Source organism: Metabacillus lacus (genome assembly GCF_009674805.1).
GTDB lineage: Bacteria > Bacillota > Bacilli > Bacillales > Bacillaceae > Metabacillus_C > Metabacillus_C lacus.
The window spans coordinates 147,977-168,810 of sequence record NZ_WKKI01000001.1 but is presented as its reverse complement, the minus strand read 5'-3'; the positions used below and the strand labels follow the sequence as shown (position 1 = coordinate 168,810).

General features: G+C 39.3%; 28 protein-coding genes and 1 pseudogene. 12 read left to right on the top strand and 17 right to left on the bottom strand.

Features of this window, described 5'->3' with window-relative positions:
* The first annotated feature begins 63 nt into the window (after positions 1-63).
* Positions 64-186 carry a hypothetical protein gene (locus GJU40_RS21180; RefSeq protein ID WP_281350650.1) on the top strand — a complete coding sequence of 41 codons (123 nt, stop codon included), beginning with the start codon at positions 64-66 and terminating at the stop codon, positions 184-186.
* A 219-nt stretch (positions 187-405) separates the two neighbouring features.
* On the opposite strand, the pseudogene GJU40_RS00895 reads toward GJU40_RS21180, so the two are convergent.
* A pseudogene (locus GJU40_RS00895) lies at positions 406-723 on the bottom strand (zinc-binding dehydrogenase); the annotation flags it as partial.
* Positions 724-1,103: 380 nt separating this feature from the next.
* A complete protein-coding gene (locus GJU40_RS00890) occupies positions 1,104-2,579 on the bottom strand; it encodes a catalase (RefSeq protein ID WP_154305845.1) in 1,476 nt (491 codons plus the stop codon).
* A 499-nt stretch (positions 2,580-3,078) separates the two neighbouring features.
* Between GJU40_RS00890 and GJU40_RS00880 the strand changes: the two genes are divergently transcribed.
* On the top strand, positions 3,079-3,459 hold the full coding sequence (locus GJU40_RS00880; RefSeq protein ID WP_154305843.1) for a hypothetical protein: 381 nt from the start codon (positions 3,079-3,081) through the stop codon (positions 3,457-3,459).
* 206 nt (positions 3,460-3,665) lie between these two features.
* Complete coding sequence (locus GJU40_RS00875) at positions 3,666-3,842, top strand: asparagine synthase (protein ID WP_154305932.1); 177 nt, start codon at positions 3,666-3,668, stop codon at positions 3,840-3,842.
* A 99-nt stretch (positions 3,843-3,941) separates the two neighbouring features.
* On the opposite strand, the gene GJU40_RS00870 is transcribed toward GJU40_RS00875, so the two are convergent.
* On the bottom strand, positions 3,942-4,460 hold the full coding sequence (locus GJU40_RS00870) for a GNAT family N-acetyltransferase (RefSeq protein WP_154305842.1): 519 nt from the start codon (positions 4,458-4,460) through the stop codon (positions 3,942-3,944).
* Between the two features lie 192 nt (positions 4,461-4,652).
* Here GJU40_RS00870 and GJU40_RS00865 point away from each other — a divergent pair, with 192 nt between their 5' ends.
* Positions 4,653-4,952 (top strand): HesB/YadR/YfhF family protein, encoded by a 300-nt coding sequence (locus tag GJU40_RS00865; RefSeq protein WP_154305841.1) that lies wholly within the window; start codon positions 4,653-4,655, stop codon positions 4,950-4,952.
* A 75-nt stretch (positions 4,953-5,027) separates the two neighbouring features.
* Here GJU40_RS00865 and GJU40_RS00860 read toward each other — a convergent pair whose 3' ends face one another.
* From GJU40_RS00860 to acnA, 7 genes are all read right to left on the bottom strand, one after another.
* Positions 5,028-5,330, bottom strand: coding sequence for a hypothetical protein (locus GJU40_RS00860; protein ID WP_154305840.1), 303 nt, complete (start codon positions 5,328-5,330; stop codon positions 5,028-5,030).
* The gene (locus GJU40_RS00855; protein ID WP_154305839.1) at positions 5,330-5,755 is read right to left on the bottom strand and encodes an acyl-CoA thioesterase; all 426 of its coding nucleotides are present in this window, start codon (positions 5,753-5,755) and stop codon (positions 5,330-5,332) included. The genes GJU40_RS00860 and GJU40_RS00855 overlap by 1 nt, the downstream gene beginning before the upstream one ends.
* A gap of 190 nt (positions 5,756-5,945) precedes the next feature.
* A complete protein-coding gene (tlp, locus tag GJU40_RS00845) occupies positions 5,946-6,188 on the bottom strand; it encodes a small acid-soluble spore protein Tlp (protein ID WP_154305837.1) in 243 nt (80 codons plus the stop codon).
* Between the two features lie 80 nt (positions 6,189-6,268).
* Positions 6,269-6,418: an acid-soluble spore protein N gene (locus tag GJU40_RS00840; RefSeq protein ID WP_154305836.1), complete on the bottom strand. Its 150-nt coding sequence runs from the start codon at positions 6,416-6,418 to the stop codon at positions 6,269-6,271.
* Between the two features lie 64 nt (positions 6,419-6,482).
* Positions 6,483-6,614: an FbpB family small basic protein gene (locus tag GJU40_RS00835; protein WP_154305835.1), complete on the bottom strand. Its 132-nt coding sequence runs from the start codon at positions 6,612-6,614 to the stop codon at positions 6,483-6,485.
* Between the two features lie 117 nt (positions 6,615-6,731).
* A complete protein-coding gene (locus tag GJU40_RS00830; protein ID WP_154305931.1) occupies positions 6,732-7,232 on the bottom strand; it encodes a TlpA family protein disulfide reductase in 501 nt (166 codons plus the stop codon).
* 145 nt (positions 7,233-7,377) lie between these two features.
* Positions 7,378-10,101 carry an aconitate hydratase AcnA gene (gene acnA / locus GJU40_RS00825; protein ID WP_154305834.1) on the bottom strand — a complete coding sequence of 908 codons (2,724 nt, stop codon included), beginning with the start codon at positions 10,099-10,101 and terminating at the stop codon, positions 7,378-7,380.
* A gap of 377 nt (positions 10,102-10,478) precedes the next feature.
* Between acnA and GJU40_RS00820 the strand changes: the two genes are divergently transcribed.
* Positions 10,479-10,625 carry a small acid-soluble spore protein P gene (locus tag GJU40_RS00820; protein ID WP_154305833.1) on the top strand — a complete coding sequence of 49 codons (147 nt, stop codon included), beginning with the start codon at positions 10,479-10,481 and terminating at the stop codon, positions 10,623-10,625.
* 611 nt (positions 10,626-11,236) lie between these two features.
* Positions 11,237-11,629: an Hsp20/alpha crystallin family protein gene (locus GJU40_RS00810; RefSeq protein ID WP_154305831.1), complete on the top strand. Its 393-nt coding sequence runs from the start codon at positions 11,237-11,239 to the stop codon at positions 11,627-11,629.
* Between the two features lie 48 nt (positions 11,630-11,677).
* Here the strand turns inward: GJU40_RS00810 and GJU40_RS00805 are convergent, their stop codons facing one another.
* The gene (locus GJU40_RS00805) at positions 11,678-12,451 is read right to left on the bottom strand and encodes an SDR family NAD(P)-dependent oxidoreductase (protein WP_154305830.1); all 774 of its coding nucleotides are present in this window, start codon (positions 12,449-12,451) and stop codon (positions 11,678-11,680) included.
* Between the two features lie 112 nt (positions 12,452-12,563).
* On the opposite strand from GJU40_RS00805, the gene GJU40_RS00800 reads away from it, so the two are divergent.
* The 5 genes from GJU40_RS00800 to GJU40_RS00780 all read left to right on the top strand — a co-directional run bounded on the left by GJU40_RS00800 (position 12,564) and on the right by GJU40_RS00780 (position 15,113).
* Complete coding sequence (locus GJU40_RS00800; RefSeq protein ID WP_154305829.1) at positions 12,564-13,286, top strand: hypothetical protein; 723 nt, start codon at positions 12,564-12,566, stop codon at positions 13,284-13,286.
* A gap of 76 nt (positions 13,287-13,362) precedes the next feature.
* A complete protein-coding gene (locus tag GJU40_RS00795; RefSeq protein WP_154305828.1) occupies positions 13,363-13,572 on the top strand; it encodes a hypothetical protein in 210 nt (69 codons plus the stop codon).
* Positions 13,573-13,854: 282 nt separating this feature from the next.
* A complete protein-coding gene (locus GJU40_RS00790) occupies positions 13,855-14,262 on the top strand; it encodes a hypothetical protein (RefSeq protein WP_170289285.1) in 408 nt (135 codons plus the stop codon).
* Positions 14,263-14,321: 59 nt separating this feature from the next.
* Complete coding sequence (locus GJU40_RS00785) at positions 14,322-14,474, top strand: YflJ family protein (protein WP_154305826.1); 153 nt, start codon at positions 14,322-14,324, stop codon at positions 14,472-14,474.
* 213 nt (positions 14,475-14,687) lie between these two features.
* Complete coding sequence (locus tag GJU40_RS00780) at positions 14,688-15,113, top strand: DUF2621 domain-containing protein (protein ID WP_154305825.1); 426 nt, start codon at positions 14,688-14,690, stop codon at positions 15,111-15,113.
* Between the two features lie 123 nt (positions 15,114-15,236).
* Here GJU40_RS00780 and GJU40_RS00775 read toward each other — a convergent pair whose 3' ends face one another.
* The 3 genes from GJU40_RS00775 to GJU40_RS00765 all read right to left on the bottom strand — a co-directional run bounded on the left by GJU40_RS00775 (position 15,237) and on the right by GJU40_RS00765 (position 16,999).
* A complete protein-coding gene (locus tag GJU40_RS00775; RefSeq protein ID WP_154305824.1) occupies positions 15,237-15,719 on the bottom strand; it encodes a CcdC family protein in 483 nt (160 codons plus the stop codon).
* Positions 15,720-15,812: 93 nt separating this feature from the next.
* Positions 15,813-16,178, bottom strand: a complete 366-nt coding sequence (locus GJU40_RS00770) for a response regulator (protein ID WP_154305823.1) — start codon at positions 16,176-16,178, stop codon at positions 15,813-15,815.
* A gap of 113 nt (positions 16,179-16,291) precedes the next feature.
* The gene (locus GJU40_RS00765) at positions 16,292-16,999 is read right to left on the bottom strand and encodes a cytochrome c biogenesis CcdA family protein (protein ID WP_154305822.1); all 708 of its coding nucleotides are present in this window, start codon (positions 16,997-16,999) and stop codon (positions 16,292-16,294) included.
* Between the two features lie 246 nt (positions 17,000-17,245).
* On the opposite strand from GJU40_RS00765, the gene GJU40_RS00760 reads away from it, so the two are divergent.
* Entirely contained in the window at positions 17,246-17,443 is a 198-nt protein-coding gene (locus tag GJU40_RS00760; RefSeq protein ID WP_343031323.1) for a Spo0E family sporulation regulatory protein-aspartic acid phosphatase, read from the top strand.
* A gap of 332 nt (positions 17,444-17,775) precedes the next feature.
* On the opposite strand, the gene GJU40_RS00755 is transcribed toward GJU40_RS00760, so the two are convergent.
* The 3 genes from GJU40_RS00755 to tkt form a co-directional block, all read right to left on the bottom strand.
* Entirely contained in the window at positions 17,776-17,994 is a 219-nt protein-coding gene (locus tag GJU40_RS00755; protein ID WP_154305820.1) for a YneF family protein, read from the bottom strand.
* Positions 17,995-18,079: 85 nt separating this feature from the next.
* Complete coding sequence (gene sirA, locus GJU40_RS00750) at positions 18,080-18,529, bottom strand: sporulation inhibitor of replication protein SirA (RefSeq protein WP_154305819.1); 450 nt, start codon at positions 18,527-18,529, stop codon at positions 18,080-18,082.
* Positions 18,530-18,687: 158 nt separating this feature from the next.
* On the bottom strand, positions 18,688-20,691 hold the full coding sequence (gene tkt / locus GJU40_RS00745; RefSeq protein WP_154305818.1) for a transketolase: 2,004 nt from the start codon (positions 20,689-20,691) through the stop codon (positions 18,688-18,690).
* Positions 20,692-20,834 lie beyond the last annotated feature (143 nt).

Here is a 20,834-nt window from a genome sequence, read left to right as displayed (position 1 = left end):
TCGTTTATTCCTTCTCAACAGAGGGAAATCCCTTTAATAAGCTACGAAAAGGAGCTGAATACTATGAATAAAAAATTTCTGCTGAGTTCAGGTATTACAATCGCAGGACTGCTGGCAATATCTGAATTTATTAAATTTAAAAAAGCTGTTCAAAAGACAGAGCAGGAAGATGAAAAGTATTGGTGAAAAGGGCTGTCTAAGCCCTTTTTTATATTGCGAGGAAATGTTAATCAATTCGTGACACGTCGTTAGTTGAAGTGTAATGGTTCACAAATTTATTTTATAGGACTTGTAACACTCTAAATAATTCAATAGTATCTTTGATTAAGTCTGACTACTTTCCATGCAGACGACGACCTTCCCATTGGCGTTTCCTTCACCAAGATAACGAATCGCTTCCTCCGTTTAATTTAACGAGAAAGATTTACCAATAAAAGGTGCACATTTTCCAGCAATGAAAAGTTCTTTTAAAAAGTTTTGATCCTTTTTGTTTGGTTTATGAATAAGGATTGTCATTTTCTTATTTTCTGTTTTTGAAATCATCGGTCCGAGAAGCACTAACTGCAGAATGAGGGACGTAGTGCCTCCAATCATCACATATATTCCTTTTGGATTTAGTGCCCGTTTGTAATCAAAGATTGACCGGCTACCTGCCACATCAAGTATTAAATCATAGGACTGTCCTTTTTTGGTAAAATCCTCTTCGCTGTAATCAATCACATAATCAGCACCGAGAAATGTGAGTGTATCTAATTTTTCTTACTGTCCACACAAGTGACTTCGGCGCCGTGTAATTTGGCAATTTGCAACGCAAAAGTTTCAACGCCGCCTCCTGCAACATTAATTAACACCGACTTAGCTTTGTGAATCAGTCCTTTATCGCAAAGTCCCTGCAGTGCGAGAACTCCCCAGTGAACTACTCACTATTTTATTTTAACGGATTTTGTAGCGGGAGCTGTTTAGTTCCTTGATGAAAGCAACTCTTTTACGGGGTCTGCAAAAGATACAATATAATGAGAAATAACAAAAGAGCATTTGAAATCAAATGCTCTTTTTAGTGTTATTTCATCCATTATTTATAAAGTATAAGGTTTGAAAATGTTTTAAACCAACTGTCCTAAGAATTCGGAAATGTCAATATTCAAAGCCTTGGCTACTCTTTGGCCGTATTCTGCATCTGCTCTAAAGAAGTTGCAAATGACAAGCAGCTGTGTACGCTCATTAACATCTTTTAAGTCAGCAGCAAGATTGCTGATTAGATTGTCTTTTTCCTCTTGTGAGAATGAGCGGTAGCGTTCACCCGCTTGTTTAAAATCATTTGGCTTTTCAATCTTTTCTCTTGTAATAAAGCCTTGAGGCAAAGGCTGCACACTGTCACGGTATTGAGGAGCAGGTGCCGGCTCAGCGGCATGGCGGCTAGGCTCATAATTGATTGTTGAAGGCTGCTGCTTAGTCTGCATCAAGCCGTCTCTCTGGTTATTACGTACAGGCGCAAATGGACAATTAACCGGAATCTGCAGATAATTGGCACCTAAACGGTGACGCTGTGTATCTGGGTAAGAAAACAATCTTCCCTGAAGCAGCTTATCTTCTGAAGCTTCAATTCCAGGCACGAGGGCACTTGGAGAGAAAGCAGATTGCTCTACTTCTGCGAAAAAGTTTTCCGGGTTGCGGTTCAGCGACATTGTTCCTGCTTTTTGCAGCGGATACACATCTTCAGGCCACACTTTGGTAGGATCACAAGGATCAAAATCAAGGGAATCATACTCTTGGAGCGGCATAATTTGAACAAAAAGCTCCCATTGCGGAAAGTTTTCTTTATCGATCGCTTCCCTTAAATCTTTTGTTGCATGGTTAAATTCGTCTTTTTGAATCTCAGCAGCCTGAGCTGCAGTCAAGTTTCTTACACCTTGAACAGGTTTCCAATGATACTTCACGTAAACAACTTCATTGTACTCATTTACCCACTTAAAGGTATGTACTCCAGAACCATCCATTTCACGGTAGTTGGCAGGTGTGCCATAATCACTGAACAGCCAAGTCAGCATATGAGTGGATTCTGGTGTTAAAGACATAAAGTCCCAGTATCTATCAGGATCTTGAGCATTTGTATCTGGTGCAGGTTTTAAAGAATGAACCATATCTGGAAACTTCATAGCATCTCTTATAAAGAATACAGGAAGATTGTTGCCGACCAAATCATAATTTCCTTCTTGTGTATAAAACTTTACAGCAAAACCGCGAGGATCACGAAGAGTTTCTGGAGATCCTGATGCGTTGATAACAGTGGAAAACCTGACAAACACAGGTGTTTCTTTCCCTGCTTCACTTAAAAATTCAGCTTTGGTAAATTGACTCATGGAATTTTCGGTTCTAAACACACCGTATGCTCCCGCTCCTCGCGCGTGAACGACTCTTTCGGGAATTCGCTCTCTGTCAAAATGAGCAAGTTTCTCAAGTAAATGATAATCTTCCAGGAGAGTCGGTCCTCTCTGGCCGGCAGTTCTGGAATTTTGGTTATCCCCTACTGGTACTCCTTGATTCGTAGTTAAATGATGATGTTTGATGTTATGGTCCATTTTATCTCCCCCTATTTCTATGTAAAAAGCTTATATTGATAATTATATTCAATTCAACTTTATAGTCAATACTTATTTATAATAATTATTAATAAATAATTTGTATCCTTTTTTATAACAGGAACCATTTATCATTCTTGTACACCTATACTGTATTCTAAAAAAAAGAGACCGAATCGGTCCCTTTTATAAGATGCAGCAGTGTTTTTTGATTGAAGAATTTTTAAAAAGCAAAATAAAAAGGCACCTGTATAAAACAGGTGCCTTGCGTATTGAGGCGAAAAACCGTACGCCACATTCGTACGTGCCATAAGGCATGTTTTCCGGCTTACACAATTCAGCTCATCGCTTAATTACTATACCACAAAAGAAAATTTAAGGCAACCTTTTTATATAGTATCATGAAAAGACTATCATAACGCCTTACCCTCTGTTTATGAAATGCTGCTGTCGGGAATAGAGCTGTAATTTATTGTGATGAAGAAACGGGGTGCATTACATGTATACAGAAGAAATAGCAGACATTCTTGCTGCGATCGAAAAAGTTGAAAATCGTATACTCTATTTGAGTTCAGAAGATGAAGAAATTCAGACACTTGCTATACAGCTTTTTGACATAGACTCTATTGATAAAGGCCAGGTAGGCTGCAGAGTCAGCAAAGATGGTACTCTTTTATTTGGGAAAGAGGACGGAGAATGGCAGGAAAGCTGGTTTGTAATTGGAACAGTATTGGGTTCTGATTCGCAAGAAGATGAACCTATCTTCGCAGACGTGACTGATCCTCAGTATCCAATTTTTAATGGAATAAAAACTGCAGAAAAATGGGAAGGGTTTTTGCTATTTTCCTCCCTTGAAGAATTTTTAGGCAGCCTGGAATAGGAATAAAAGGGGCTGCTGTCGATATGCAGATATCAATATTTCACTGGTGAAACGCTCCCATCCTTAATGAGTTTCATCTCTCAGTTAGCGCACTCTTAATCAGTTAATTGCCTAATAAGCAGGGGGATATACCCTATAGAAAAGGTTACACTATAAATGCTCTTCTATAAAAAAAGAGCTACTAACGCGAACCAGGGGGACTGATGATGAATACAATGCGTGAAGGTTTTATTCCTACTGCGCTTGGTACTGCAGTTACGGCTGCCGGTTATGCAATGAAGCAGAACAGGGGCTCTAACAAAATGATCGCAAACACAATCTTTGGATTTGGTTTAGCACATGTAGTACTAGGAGTTATCGACCTGGTTGAGCATCGCCGTTAGTAAGCACAAAGGGAAAGTCTACAGCAAGTAAAAGCAATTTCCCCTAAGGCGATTGCCCGGGGGAATTGCTATAGACTTTTCAGTGTAAATCAATTATGTTTACTGAATAAAGGGATACTTTTCCACCCATAAGCGCTCCACCAGTTTTTGCCTTCCTATTACCACTTCTTCCTCAGTGATTAGCTCGGCACCATGTGATATATAAAAATTTTTACCAGGGTTTTCCTTGAACACCCATACAAACATATTGGGCACTTCTGCATTTTTTAGAAAAGTGCACAATTCAAAAAGTAATTTCTTACCTACTCCCTTTCTCTGAAAATGCTCTAAAAGGTAAATTGCATATAATTCACCTTTATATGTTAGTATGTTATCATCTCGAGAAACACCGCCGCTAATATAGCCTATAATTCCTTCTGACTCATCTTCAGCAACAAACGTCCGGGAATTTGCACTTGAAGCTGACAGTATTTTATTCCATTTCTCTTCCTGTTGCTGCTGATTCATAGTCTCCAGAAACTCTTTAGAAATTAGTCCTTTATAAGATGATTGCCAGCTTACAATATTAACTCTTGCTATGCTGCAGGCATCCTTTACTTCAGCAGCTCTTATCAACAATTTTTTTCCCTCTTTCTATATTTAGTGTCCCGCTTCTTTTGCAGAAAAAATGATTTTAAGCCTGTCTAATTTAATTCTACTTACAATAGTAAGGTTTATTTTCAAGGTTGATATTTAAATTCAGTGTTCACGAATGGTTTTTCATTTCGTCTACCTTTATAATGAAATTAGTATGTAAAAGGAGCTGAGAACATGGATATCTTAGTCGACCAGAAAGCAGCACAGTGGTATAAGAAGGAAATGCACCTGAAGGAACGTGCCCATCTGCGTTTTTTTGCAAGATATGGGGGCTGCAGCACAGTACAGCAAGGCTTTTCACTTGGAGTGCAAAATGAAAATCCAGTAAATGCTGGTGTAAGCAGGGAGCAGCACGGCATTACATTTTTTATAGAAGAAAGTGACTTGTGGTATTTTGATAACAATGACTTGGTTGTGAATTTCGATGAAGAGGCTGACGAGCCCAGCTTTTCCTATCAACATCCCGCTTCTTAGATAATAAATTTCCACCGGGAACACTTTCCAGCTTGGAAGGCAATCCCGGTGCTTTGCAATTCAGCCGGCCGGTCATTAATTAATTCGAAATCTTTTCATCATTTCTTCCTTTTTATAAGCAGACAATATCTCCAGCTGTTTTTCCCCGAACAAATCAAAATGCGGATATTCAGGATGATTATCAATCCATTTTGGGTCCAAGCCAAAGCGTGTGCCCCATTCCTCCAGCTTTTCAACATCACAGCAACCTACTTTTGTCACACAGTGAGCATCAGGGAACCTTTCATCTAACCAGTAATGAGTGAGAATTGCTATTTCACCTTTTTTGGCTGTTTTCTTCCACTTTTTTAATTCTGTTCTATTAATGCCGAAAGCCATTAATTTTCCTTCTTTTTGGCATCTTCATAAGCTTTATGCCATTGAGGATAGTGTCTGCGGAACTGTATCGGTTTAAAGTTATCTTTTTTCACACATACATGAACAGAAGTTCCAGCAGCTGCAATTTCGCCATTTTCTTTCATTATTTCATATCCATAGACAACCTTGAAACCATTATAGCTTTCCACCCATGTATGTACCAGCCCGGTATCACCATAAGTTAGCGGTTTTTTATAGCTGATTTGAAGATCTACTACCGGGGAGATGATCCCTTCTTTTTCCATTTCTGCGTAGGAAAATCCAAGCTCCTGAATCAGAGCCGTTCTGCCAACTTCCATCCAAACCAGATAGTTAGCGTGATAGACAACTCCCATTTGATCTGTTTCTGCATATCTTACTTCAATTTCCTTTTTTGAAATCAGCATAGCTGCTCTCCTTTCTTACAACTTCTCATATCTATATTAGCATATGAAGATGTTGAGCGCCCCCTGCAGCGCCCAGCTGACAAATTGAAGGCTGTTGAACAGAATCCCTTTATATTCACCACTAAGAACGATATAGTTTGCATGCTGATATAACATTCTTACAACAAAAAAAACCAGGAAATCTCCTGGTTTATTGATATCCATTTTCTCTTGCAGCTGCTTCATCCCTTATTTCATTCCTCATTGACTGGATGGACTCTTCTCTTCTGCGATTTTTTGACTGTATTTGTTCCCGTTCTTCAGCAGAAGCAAATTGAAGGGTTTCATGCGATTCTTCAATATTTTCAATGGTGTTTTGAACCATATCCTGAAGTTTTTCGACATTATCAGAACGATCATCAGGTTTAGGCTGGCTGTATTTTTGGCTGCTCATGACAAATTCCCTCCTGCAATGTTTTCTCTGCTTATAGAAAGTTAAAGTAGACCTGCTGTCTTGTTGAACATGAAACAGCTTTACTCTCCTTTAGTCTGGAGAACCTGAGGCTGTTGGTTACTTTTAGTTTGCATTTGCTTACCTTTATTTCCGCCAAAACCGCGCGGCTTTGTGCCGATATGGTTAGGTGCAAAATGACTTTGTTTATTATTGGAATTAGTCACTTTCATCCCCTCCTCAACTCATAGGTTAGCCCTTTTTGGCAGTTATCATAAGAGAAAGAATATGGGAGAATTAAGAGAGCTTTTCTATCAGCTTTTCCTCCAGTCTCTCTTCCAGCCTGTTCAAAAAGTCTTCATCTTTCATCAATTCTTTCTTGTTTTCCAAAACAAGCTCTTCAAATGTTCGTTTTTTTATTTTTCTCATGCCCGCACCTCCTTATCTCTTCTATTAATGTCCAAATTTAGTGAAAATTATTACAAAGGGCAAAAGTTTTGTTTCATTTAATGGCTATAAAAAAAAGAGCCATGATCACTCTGGCTCTTACAGCTGCAGTAAATTTTTCATGATGTCGTATGTCATTCCCCCAACATATTTACTTTCTATAATCCCATCTTCATTAAGGACATATGTAGTCGGGTAATTGAAAATTTGATAATCTGCATTAATCCCTTCATTATCCAGTACAACCGGAAAAGTTAGCTCCAGGTCGTTCACAAACTGAGATACGTTTTCTCTGCTGGATTCACTGCTGGTAAAGTTAACAGCGAGAACAACGACAGATTCTCCGTAACCTTCATGAATTTTCTCCATGGCAGGCATTTCCTCCCTGCACGGCGGACACCATGTAGCCCAAAAATTTAACAGCACTTTTTTTCCCTTCAAGTCAGAAAGGGTGACAGTCTCACCCCTAATGGTTTCCAATGTGAAATCAGGAGCTGCATTTCCGCTTTCAAGTCCAATAACCGGTTCTTTAAACTGAAACTCCCATACAGCATAACCCAGTAAAAAAACAAGCAATGAAATCGCAAGTACTTTTTTCATATTTCCTCCAAGAAAGTAAATTACTACAGCATATGTTTCAGTACCATACAATAGGACAGCTTTTGCTTGTTTCATTGTACAAAATTCCGCCGCAAATGAACAGACATCATATAAAAGAGGGATGCATGTGCATCCCTCTTCGTCATTAAGACTGCAGTTTGTTACGAATAACCATAGGCAGAATACCACCATGACGGTAGTAGTCAATTTCCACTTCACTGTCAAAGCGGACAAGCACTTCAAACTCAGTGATTGTTCCATCTTCTGCTGTTGCACGGACCTTCACAAAATCACGCGGCTTGACAGATTCGTCAACCTGAACTTCAAGGCGCTCTTTTCCATTCAAACCGAAAGTATCAGCATTTTCTCCTTGTTTAAACTGCAGCGGCAATACGCCCATGAGTACAAGGTTACTTCTGTGAATACGCTCAAAGCTTTCTGCAATAACAGTTTTAATGCCAAGAAGGTTTGTTCCCTTTGCTGCCCAGTCACGCGAGCTTCCCATACCGTAATCTTTCCCGGCAAGAATTGCAAGGCCGGTACCCTGCTCTTTGTACTTCATACAAGCATCAAAAATGCTTGTTACTTCACCAGTCGGCCAGAAAGTCGTATAGCCGCCTTCTGTTCCTGGAGCAATCTGATTGCGAATCCGGATGTTTGCAAAAGTTCCGCGCATCATAACTTCATGATTACCGCGGCGGGATCCGTAAGAGTTGAACTCCCTTGGTGTAACACCCTTCTCCTGAAGATACAGGCCTGCAGGTGTATCTTTACCAATTGAGCCTGCAGGAGAAATATGGTCTGTTGTAACAGAGTCACCGAATTTCCCAACTACTCTTAAGCCTGCCAGCGGTTCAACTGTTCCCGGCTCAGGAGAAAGGCCCTCAAAATAAGGCGGGCTTTGAATATAGGTAGAGTCATTGTCCCACACATACAGCGCTTCATCAGTTGTTTCAATCGCATTCCATTTTTCATTATCATCAAAAACAGTATCGTACTCTTTTCTGAACAATTCTGGAGTAACCGTTTGTTTCACTACTTTAAGAATCTCTTCTCTTTCAGGCCAGATATCCTTGAAGTACACGTCATTTCCTTCGCTGTCTTTGCCAAGAGAATCGTTTGCAAGATCAATGTCAACTGTACCGGCCAATGCATAAGCAACCACTAGAGGAGGTGAAGCAAGATAGTTACCCTTTACAAGCGGGTGAATCCGCCCCTCAAAGTTTCTGTTTCCTGAAAGAACAGATGTGACCAGCAGATCTGCTTCAGCTACTGCCTTTTCAATTTCCTCTGCCAAAGGGCCGGAATTTCCGATACATGTTGTACAACCGTAACCAACTGTATTGAAACCGAGTTTTTCAAGATAAGGCATTAATCCTGAGTTGTTCAGGTAGCCTGTAACTACTTTAGAGCCAGGAGCAAGTGAAGTTTTTACATAGCCTGGAACTTGAAGGCCCTTTTCAACTGCTTTTTTAGCTACAAGCCCTGCTCCTACAAGTACATAAGGATTTGAAGTATTTGTGCAGCTTGTAATCGCTGCAATGGCGATAGCCCCTGTTTTCATTTTCACTGATTTGCCGTCTGCAAAATCAACGGCAATTTCCTTATTTATATCCGTTGGATCAAGTCCGAAGCCTTGATTGCCAAAAGGAGCAGAAAGGTGTTTATGGAAAGATTCTTTCATCATTGAAAGCGGAATCAAATCCTGAGGTCTTTTTGGACCGGAAAGATTTGGTTCGATTTCTGCCAAATCCAGTTCTACCACGTCAGTAAAAACAGGATCTTGAGAACCGGCAGTATAGAAAAGGCTGTTTTCTTTGCTGTAAGATTCTACAAGAGAAATCAAGTCTTCAGAACGTCCGGTTAAACGCATGTAATCCAACGTTTCTTCATCAACTGGGAAGAACCCGCAGGTTGCTCCATATTCCGGAGCCATGTTTGCAATTGTTGCACGATCAGCAAGCGGCAGCTCTGAAATACCAGGTCCGAAAAATTCTACAAACTTTCCTACCACACCTTTTTGGCGGAGCACTTGAGTTACTTTCAGGGCAAGGTCAGTAGCGGTTGTACCTTTGGCAAGGCTTCCAGTCAGTTTAACACCTACTACTTCAGGCACAGGGAAATATGACGGCTGGCCAAGCATCCCGGCTTCTGCTTCAATACCTCCGACACCCCAGCCCAGAACGCCTATTCCATTAATCATAGTAGTATGAGAATCTGTTCCTACTAGTGAATCAGGATAAGCAAGCAGCTCTCCATCTTTTTCTGCAGCATGAACTACATCAGCCAGATATTCAAGGTTTACCTGATGAACGATTCCTGTAGCCGGCGGGACAGCGCGGTAATTATCAAACGCTTTCTTTGCCCAGTTTAAAAATTTGTACCTTTCTGCGTTTCTTTCAAATTCAAGTTCCATATTAAATTGCAGTGCATCCTGAGTCCCAGCTCTGTCAACCTGAACGGAGTGATCAATAACCAAATCAACGGGAATTTCAGGATTAATTTTATCCGGGTCTCCTCCCATTTCAGACATTGCCTGACGGAGCGAAGCTAAATCAACAACCGCTGGTACACCTGTGAAATCCTGCAGGATAACACGGGAAGGCTTGAAAGGAACATCAATTTCTTTTACTTCTTTCGTGCCCCATTTAGCAAGATTTTCAACATGTTCCTTTTTAATCACAAACCCGTCCAATTGACGCAGGACAGATTCTAAAAGAACTTTAATGGAATAAGGCAAGCGTGTCACTTGGCCGATTCCTGCATCTTCTAATGCTTTTAATGAATAATAATTATAAGTTTTGCCGTTCAGCTCAAATTGCTTTCGAGCTTGAAACACATCATGGTCTTTCACCTGTTGATTGGACATTTTAATTTCCCCCTTAAACATTCTAACGGACATAGCCGGAAGACGGGTTTCTCCCACCATAAATTCTACACAATTTAATCTTAATACAACTTTATACATAAGTAAATATCAATGATGTTATTAAAGTTCATAAGTTTCCCTTATAGATTTAAACATTTAATATTTTTTTAAAATACAAAAATCTTTGACAACTCCAAAGAAATGCTTCACATGAAATAAAGTGAACCTGCAGACACTATAGACTGTGGGAGAAAATGAAACAAAAGCGTAGCTGACCACTTACTTTAGAGATAAACAAAAACGCTGAAGTTACAAAACAACATTGAGTTGTAAACAATTAATAAAAACCAACCATCAAACTATAGAGGTGATACATCATGACTAACAAGAACACAGGCAAGGACATGAGAAAGAATGCACCAAAGGGAAACCAGGGAAGCCAGCCTGAACCTCTCAGCGGATCAAAAAAAGTAAAAAACAGAAACCACTCCCGTCAAAAGCAGCACTCGGGCCATGACCTATAGAAAAGCGGAAGGCGCCCGTTCAGCCCTGACAAGCATAAGACGAGCCGGAATGAAGGTTGTTCTTTAACCTTCAGGCCGGATTGACTTATGACCTCGAAGGGCTGGCGCCTGGAGCTGGACAACCCGAAAAGCGGAAGGCGCCCATTCAGCTGCGACAAGCATAAGACGAGCATCTCTAAAAGGCGCTCTTTGCCTTTTTGAGAGGATTGGCTTATGACCTCGAGCAGCTGGCGCCTGCAGCTGGACAATGTAGAAAAGCGGAACCGGCCTGCTCAGCCGCGACAAGCATAAGATGGCTTGGCCGTAAGGGCGCTCTTTGCCCTTATGGCCAAGACAGCTTATGACCTCGAGCGGCTGGCCGGTGGAGCTGGACAATGTAGAAAACACAATCCAAGGAAGTCATGCAAAGAGCGCACCATATCCCGTGCTAATACATGCCTATCCGCCGTCCTGTCCTGTTTCTAGGAGTACAAGACATCTAGTGAATAAAGTGCTGTTTTTATTTTTCGGCACAAGTAACAGCTCTGCAGGTTTGTGATATTTTGATCCTTTTTCACAATACCCTTTTTCTGTGCATAATATAGCTTAGAATTGGTAAATGGGGGATCATCTTGGACAAACGGAAATATTCCATGCCATCTGATCTTGAATGCTTTGAGGAATGGGTTGAACAGTTTTTTGAAGACCCTTTTACAAGTGCACTGGATGAGTATTCTTTTCGAATTGATTTATTTGAAACGAGCACGACTTATATTATTGAAGCAGAAATTTCATCTGCCAAACTTTGTGACATACAGGTAAGGCAAAAGGGAAAACAGCTTTTTATTCTAGTGAACCAAAATCAGCACTTGTCAGAAAGATATGTTGAATTGCCATTCACATTAAGCAGCAAGCATATTTATGGAACATACCAAAATGGAATACTAGAAATTGTAATCGACAAGGAAAACGATGTAGGAAGTACACCTGAAACAATAACTATAGATGCAGCAGAACAAGGATGAGCATTTCGCTCATCCTTGTTTATAGTATCTACCCAAATAGGAAGCTGTTTAAAAACCGTGAATTGTCATCCCGCCATCAACAAACAGCGTTTGTCCTGTAATATAGCTTGCTGCATCAGAAGCCAAAAATACTGCCGGACCGACAAGCTCAGGCAGCCGGCCAATTCTCTTCAGAGGCGTGACAGATAAAATTTCATCTACATATTCTGAATTTGATAGCAGCTCTTTCGTTAAAGGAGTTTCAAAATACCAAGGTCCGATTGAATTCACCTGAATCTTATGTACTCCCCATTCAAATGCGAGAACCTTAGTCATTTGAATCATCGCAGCTTTTGCGGAGGCATATACAACTCCAGTCCGCAGAGCAGTATGTCCTGCTACGGAAGAAATATTAATAATTCTTCCACCCTCCCCTTTTCCTTTCATCACTGTACCAGCTGCCTGTGAAACCATAAACGCAGATTTGATGTTTGTCTGCATAATCGTATCCCATTCGGCTTCCGTAACATGAAAAGCTGGTGTCCTGATATTTATACCGGCATTATTAACGAGTATGTCAATGGTTCCAGCTTGTTGATGCAAAGTGTTTATAGCAGAATCAATATCTTCTTTTTTTGTAACATCTCCAGGAAGAATATATGCCTTTTGTCCTTTTTCTTCAATGACAGCGGCGACCTCTAATAAATCCTTTTCTGTTCTAGACATCAAGCCCACGTCTGCCCCTGCTTCTGCAAAGCCAATCGCAAGCGCCCTTCCAATTCCTCTTCCTGCACCTGTAATACAAGCTACTTTTCCTTTTAAGCTGAAAGACGGCAGCAGCATTGTTGTTCCCCCTTTTCTCCATTCAATCTATTTTCATCTTACCATAACCATTGTTAGTGATGGTTTAAGAGAGCTTAGAACGGGTAGCGTAACTTTGAAAGGGGGATCCTCGATGGAATGGTACACACTGGTCTACGCACTGGGATTTATTTTTGTACATTTGTATTCAAAGTACCTTACTTTTCTTCATACAATTCCACGCAGCAAGCTGTTATCCATTGCAGGCGGGATTTCTGTAGCTTATGTGTTCATTCACTTGCTGCCTGAACTGAATATGCATCAGCAGCAGATTGATGACAGACTGAACGATGGATGGATGAACTTTCTCAATCATCATATTTACATCGTAGCAATGGCTGGGCTTGCCTCCTTTTACGGACTGGAAAGAATGGTGAAGGTTTCTAAGAAAATCAGTAAGAACAGTGACGAATACGCACGGGTATTCTGGATACATATTATTTCATTTACGATTTATAATGCTTTGATAGGCTATCTCCTTGTACGTGGAGAAAATGAAGGTTTTTTTGAAATGGCTCTTTATTTTATTGCATTGTCAGTTCATTTTCTTTCAAATGACAACAGTCTAAGAGAATCACATGAACATGTGTACGACCATAAGGGCAGATGGATTTTAGCTGGTGCCATATTGTTCGGCTGGCTGATTGGCGTTACAGTAGAAGTGAATGAACTAATATTATCTTTTCTATTTGCCTTTCTCGCAGGAGGTATCGTTCTGAATGTGTTGAAAGAAGAACTGCCTGAGGAAAAAGAAAGCCATTTCGGTGCTTTTTTCCTTGGATCAGCTGCCTATTCAATTATTCTTATCCTTCTATAAATAGGAAAACAGCTTATACACCATAGTTATCCTGTACATAAGATATGAAGAGAATCTTATTGTGAGGGGATTACATTTGGGAGTTTACATTAAGAGTTTATTCATCAATCACATATCCGGCGGTGTCGTTCATTTTGGAAATGCTGTAAGAGTAGGAAATATAGAAACTTCAAAATCTGCTTCAGCCTTTGAAGAAAACGGCGGTACACCTGCAATTGAAAATCCCACTGGAGAAATAGAATTATCAATCAATATTCCAGCTGCTGATACAGCATTGAATCAATAAAAGAAAACCGGCAAGCAAGTTTTGCCGGTTATTTTGTTTTATCAGCCTTGTGAGTTTGTACACTAATTGTTATTTTTTTCATTTCTTTGTTCCCGCAATTTTTGCATGTTCCGTTCTCTGTCTCTAGATTCATACAATAATCGCAGTAATAATGAAGTATTGACATTCTTAAACACCCTTTTCCTTCTCATTTCCGGGACTTCAGTTATATGGTGAAATTTAACAGAATTTTGGCAAGATAAAAATGCATCATTAGCTAAAGCTATTAATGAGGTGAGAATCTTGCTGAATGTCATGATGTTTTTTCTTCTTTTTATTTGGGGTCCTATTTTTCTGTTAATGATTTATATGCATTATATTCCGGTAGATGAGGTTTGTTTCCTAGAAAAGGACAATGGGTTAACAAATTTAGAAAAGAAGGTTTATAACTACTTACTATTCAAAGGTCATTATGTAGAAACATCCATATACTGTGATTTCTACAGAATACCTGTAGCGCTGCCCTTCCAGAAAATTGCAGTCATGTCTTTTACTATTCATCCAGATGCAGAAAGAGAGCGTAAAGCTAAAGCTAAAGCGGTTAGAAGAAACGGCTGGACTTTATTCTTAATTCCAGACATCAAGAATAATAAGTTCCCAAGACTTTTGAAAGAACTGGACAGCATCATATTCCAAAAAACAATTAGGTAACTGTCATACCCTCTTATTTGAAGTCATATGATTTCATACAAATAGAGAGGAGAATGACAATGGCGTACTATGGAACGAAGGGCTGGTATATTCAGGAATTGAAGAAGCAGGGCATAAGCAAACACCCTGTCGAGAGACGAAAGCTGGAACTGTACAAAACTTATATCCTGCGAAATTTACTACATCAAAACACAAAGAAAAATAACGATTAACTGCCTCAAGAACAGCTTCTAACAGCTGTTCTTTTTTAAAACTGTAATATGTCACTCACTTATTTTTTTTGAGCAAAATTAGCATTTATATACGAAATGTGTCGGACTGAACTCGATATATGATTATTAGGAAGTGCTAAGCTGCAATCAGCTATTTTCAACTTTTTATCGCTGCTGTATAATAATGGGTAGATTGTAGTTGGGGGGATCATCATGCTATCAGGATGGTTTTTATGGTTTATCCTTTTCTGGGTAGTTTTTTTAGCAGCGATGCTGGGAATAGGAGGCTTTTTTATGTTCCGCAAATTTTTGAAAAGGCTGCCAAAAGAGGATGGCAGGTCTGATTTGGATTGGCAGGATCACTATATTCAGCTTACACTGCACTTATGGAATAATGAGGAGAAACAGCTGCTGAATGAACTGGTATCACCTGTTCCGGAGCTTTTCAGAGATGTAGCAAAAGCTAAGATTGCTGGTAAAATAGGTGAACTTGCATATGTTGAAAATGCCAAAAATATTACTCAGGATCTGGTTATCAGAGGCTATATTATGGCAACACCAAAACGAGATCACAAATTTCTGATTAAACGGCTAAAAGAAAAAAATATAGACTACTCACAATATCATGCGCTTTTTTAGATTGGTATTTTTAATTAAGGCTCATAGCAAATGTTATGCAGATAAGTATAACCTTTACAATTATAAAAAAGGCTCAGGACTAAATCCTGAACCTTTTTTTATATAGTTCTTCTCAGTACATTACTACGTTGCCTGAATATGAGGCGGCTTAATCTGGTGATGAAGCTTTCGAAAGGATAGGTACATGGCAATTCTCCACGGAACAATCATGCCAAAGGCCAGTATCCAAAACATCCCGCTCAGTACTCCAACATCTATGGATTCACTAAGATAAAACTTTCCAATAACTCTGACTGCCAGCAGCCCTATAAGTATAAATGCAAATGCCTTTGACCTTTTGAGATAAATCTCTTCACCTTTGATTTCAAATTTGGAAGTTTTAATAAGCAGAATAGAGAATATCATGCCGACTGTAATGGCTTCCAAAAATTCTAAAGGCGTAACACGAAACATTGGATGAAAAAACATCAACGCTCCTGTACTCATAAAGATAGGCGGCAATATGATCTTTTTTGCAGTTGCAGGCTTCCTCGAAGCCTTCATTCTTACAAACAAAGCTAAAGACCCCATGAGTACCGCCATGAAAGAAGTGGCAATGACCATCATTTTATCTTCACCCTCTTGCTTTTAGGATCTCTCTATATTATATACTAATTACAGCATACAAAAAACCATTTAAAAAATTTTTCCAAATGGTCTTTACGAATAGCTCAACACTCTTTGAACTGCTTCTATTACTCTGTCCTCTTCAAAAGGCTTCATGATAAAATCTTTGGCTCCTGCTTCTATAGCTTCAACAACAACTTTCTGCTGTCCGAGCGCTGAGCACATAATGATTTTAGCAGTAGAATGCACTTTTTTAATTTCCCGCAATGCTTCTAAGCCGTTCTTTTCAGGCATGGTGATATCCATAGTAACAAGGTCAGGCAGTAACGTATTGAACAGGTGGACAGCCTCATTACCATTTTCAGCTTCTCCTACTACCTCGTATCCAGCAGCGGTTAGTATATTAGTTAACGTCATTCTCATAAATTTAGCATCGTCTACAATTAAAATTCTTGCCATGAGAATTCCTCCCCCGAATCACTCAGACCAAATTATTAATTTTATTATACCAAATATCCCAACAAAGAATAGTCCTTTTGACTCAAATATTCAAATCAAATGTGCTTTTAGAACTAAAATCCTGTAAATCCGCCGAAAAGATCGGAAAAGATGATAATGAATTTTGTCATCCAGTCAAAAAACAATACAATACCCATAAAGATCATCAGGGTACCGCCTGCTTTCATTATAAAAGCACTGTTTCTTTTAATCCATTGAAGACTTCCAAGAAAGAAGGAAAGGATAAAAAATGGAATAGAAAAGCCAAGAGAATATGCTACCATATACAGCATACCTGAACCAGGATTAACAGCGGCCATGCTAATGACTGCGGCGAGAATTGGCCCTGTACAAGGGGTCCATCCTGCTGCGAAAGCCATTCCAATGAGTACAGATCCTGCAATGCCTGATGGCCGGCTTTTAATATCAATTCTTCTTTCTTTCATGAAGAAGGAGGGCTGGAATACGCCAAGTACCATGAAACCAAAAAAGATAATGAATATAGCTCCGAGCTGCCGAATCAAATCCTGATATTGAATAAAAAACTGCCCGATAAAAGAAGCTCCAAAGCCCATTGCTATGAAGATGATCGAAAATCCTGCTAGAAAGAATGCAGTATGAAGAAGGCTTCTCTTTTTCAACATTGCATTTTCATTTTTTATTTCACTTACCGAAACCCCTGTTATATAGGATAAAAAGGCAGGGTAAAGCGGCAGGCAGCAAGGTGAAATAAATGATAAAAACCCCGCACCAAATGCCAAGAAGATATTCAAATCTGCCATGGGTCTTCCTCCTAAAAATCCAAAATCCAATTCTATTATAGTTTATCAAAGCTATTATAAATATTGTGTCTAAAATATGTCTTTTCTCTAACAATATGACTAATTGTATGCTCTATTTAGAAAAAACATTTATAATGATTATACAAAAATAGTAAATTAATTTGTCATCAAATGGATTTTTTTTCAAAATCATGATAGTATTTAGGTACATCTTTTCACTATCTTAACAGGAAAGGACAAATGGCCGTGTCTAACTCAAAACAAGAGCTCATAAAAAGAATTGAATGCAAAAGAGCACAGCTTATTGAAACAGTTGGAAAAAATGGTTTGTCCTCTTCCATTACCATTCAATACAGCCAAGAGCTTGATTGCTTAATAAATGAATATCAAACCTCATTTAATACATCGAAATTGTTCACTGTTGCTGGATCTCTATCCAGTTAAAAGAGCCCTTTACTGAGGCTCTTCTTTATTTTCAACTCAATCTTCTCTCATTGCTTGCGAACTGTCATTTGAATATAATCACAAAAATAAAAAAGATATTCTATGTGAGATAATGTATCGTTTTGAAAAAAATTATTTAATGAAAAAACCACCTTCCTGCTAATCTTGCTGCAGTAAAAGTGGTTTTTAAGCACATTGTAAAAAGGTTAAGCAATCCAGCACAAGTAAGTGATAAGTGATGGGAAGTAACCTCAATACCAGTTATATACCCTTTTAAGAAACAATCAAGATCCATAGGATAAAACCCTCTTGCAAGGGCTTTTGGATGAAGCTTACTTAACTTGTTTGTTCATTGCACTCATCATTTGGTTGATTTTCTTTTGTGACGGTTTCATGCCCATTTGCATCATCATCATTTTTAACATTTGTTCGTTAATTGGCGGATTTTTCTTTAGGTAACTCATCATATATTTGCGAGCTATGAAAAATCCTAGCGCCACACCAGCGAGTAAAGCCAGAATGCCAACTAGAATAACAATCCATGTATCCATGTTACTTCCTCCTTCGGGTTGTCTATACTACAGTGTACTAAACCAAAGGATATTATACAACATTTGCTTTGTATTTTCCTATATTTCAGACAAAATTTCTTTCCTTTAAAGGCTTCAGCCATCCATAGCGGTTATTTTGAAAATCCATTGCCAGAAAACAAGAATCAAATTTTCTAAGCAGCTCAAAAAAGATGGTTTCAGCTTCATAGCTGCCATTTGTGGACAACTCTATATGTCTGTCTTTTAGTATGAGTGTAGAACTGCCCCGATTGCCGGGGAGTACAAGTTTATGAACGTTGTTTACACAGCTGTATTCCTTTCGAAAGGACAATTGCATAGTCAGCAATTGTTTTAGCTGATTTTCAGGAATGGGTTTTGTAATATAGTACACCTGCCGCTCTATCAGTTGAAAAAAATTAAAGAGATTGTTTTTCCAAAGATAATCTTTAAAAAGCTGATACATTTTAGATTCTCTTCCATAATAGTGTGTTGCAAATTCCTCTTCTATTAAATATATATAATACGTTCTATTCATGAGTTTGCCTCCAGAAGGTCATATTTTTCATTATTATATCGAATTGGCAGAAAAAGAATTGTCTGAAGGCGGAAAAATGAAACACTAATTTTGTCGAAATTCCATAATAATTTTTTGCAAAAAAAAGAGAGAACCTGCCCGGTTCTCTCGAAAACATCTTATTTAGAAAGCATAGCTTTTACTTTAGCTGCAACATTGTCAGCTGTGAAGCCGTACTCTTTCATAATTTTTTCCCCAGGTGCAGACGCTCCGAAAGTTCTAATGCCAAGAACCTCTCCTTCATCACCTGTATAACGCTCCCAGCCAAGCGGGGAAGCCATTTCAATGCCTAAGCGTTTTTTAACTGATTTAGGAAGAACACTATCTTTGTATTCTTGAGACTGCTTTTCAAAACGATCCCATGCCGGCATACTTACAACCGCAACATGGATGTCTTCTGCAGCCAGCTGAGCCTGTGCTTCAATAGCCAGTCCAACTTCAGAACCAGTTGCAAGCAGCAATGCATCAGCAGTTTCTTTTCCAGCTGCTGAAACAATATAAGCTCCTTTTTCCACTCCTTCACGAACAGTCTCAGGAGAGTTATTAATTGTTTTAAGATTTTGTCTTGTAAGCACAAGAGCAGTCGGGTTGGATCGTGAAGTAACCGCTAGTCTCCAGGCTTCAGCAGTTTCGTTCCCGTCAGCAGGTCTGATAACAGACAAATTCGGCATAGAACGAAGGGATGGAAGCTGCTCAACCGGCTCGTGAGTCGGTCCGTCTTCACCTACTGCAATGCTGTCATGAGTAAATACATAGGTGACCGGCAGATTCATAAGTGCCGCAAGACGGATAGCAGGACGCAAGTAATCAGAGAAAACAAAGAATGTACCTGCAAATACTTTCAATCCGCCATGAAGAGCCATACCGTTTAATGCTGCCCCCATTGCAAATTCGCGGACACCAAACCAGATATTGCGCTGGCTGTAATCATTTCTGGTGAAGTCTCCAGATCCTTTAATCGTTGTTTTGTTAGAGCCTGCAAGATCAGCAGATCCACCAAAGAAATAAGGAACTTTGTTTGCGATTGCATTTAAGACTTCTCCTGAAGAAGCACGTGTAGCAAGGCTCTTGCCTTCTTCATATACAGGAATCTCAGCATCCCAATCAGCAGGAAGTTCTCCATCTATAGCCAATGTAAGCTGCTTAGCAAGATCTGGATATTCTTTTTCATATTCTGCAAAGAGAGAATTCCATTCTTGTTCCTTCTTCTCTCCTGCTTCTTTAATTGTTTCTTGAAAATGGCTGTACACTTCATCAGGTACATGAAAGTCTTTATCAAAAGTCCACTTGTAAGCTTCCTTTGTCAGCTTAATCTCATCGATTCCAAGCGGAGCTCCGTGAACATCAGACTTACCTGCGAGATTCGGTGATCCAAAGCCGATTGTTGTTTTCACTTCTATTAAAGTTGGTCTTTCATCCTGTTTTGCAGCTTCAAGAGCAGCGGCAATTTCTTCAAGGTTGTTTCCGTCCTCTACACGGATGACCTGCCAGTTCATAGCTGTGAAACGGTCCTCAACATTCTCAGAAAAGGACTGATGAAGCTCACCGTCAAGTGAAATATCATTAGAATCATACAGGACAACTAAACGGCCAAGCTGCAAATGCCCAGCAAGAGAAGCTGCTTCTGATGAAATACCTTCCATTAAGTCACCGTCACCGCAGATTGCATAAGTAAAATGGTCAACAACATTAAAATTTTCTTTATTATATGTATCTGCAAGATGACGCTCAGCCATTGCCATACCAACAGCCATAGCAACTCCCTGACCAAGCGGACCTGTAGTAGCATCTACTCCTGCTGTATGTCCATATTCAGGGTGACCAGGTGTTTTGCTTCCCCACTGTCTGAATGATTTAAGATCCTCCATTGAAAGATCGTAGCCGGAAAGATGAAGCAAACTATACAAAAGCATAGATCCATGACCTGCAGATAATACAAATCTGTCTCTATTGAACCAGTTAGGATTGGATGGATTATGATTCATAAACTTTGTCCAAAGCTTATAAGCCATAGGAGCAGATCCCATCGGCATCCCAGGATGGCCGGAATTAGCTTTTTCAATAGCATCAATAGATAATGTTCTTATGGTAGCAATGGATAAATCTTCAATTGTATGTGACATATAAATATACCACCTTTCTCATATATTATTACTTCCTTATAATATCTTTCCATTGAGATAAGTACAACCATTTTGGCTTTAGATCGCCTTAATTTTCTTCTTTCTGCCTCTTTTACTATCCCCATACTAATGGCAATAATCCA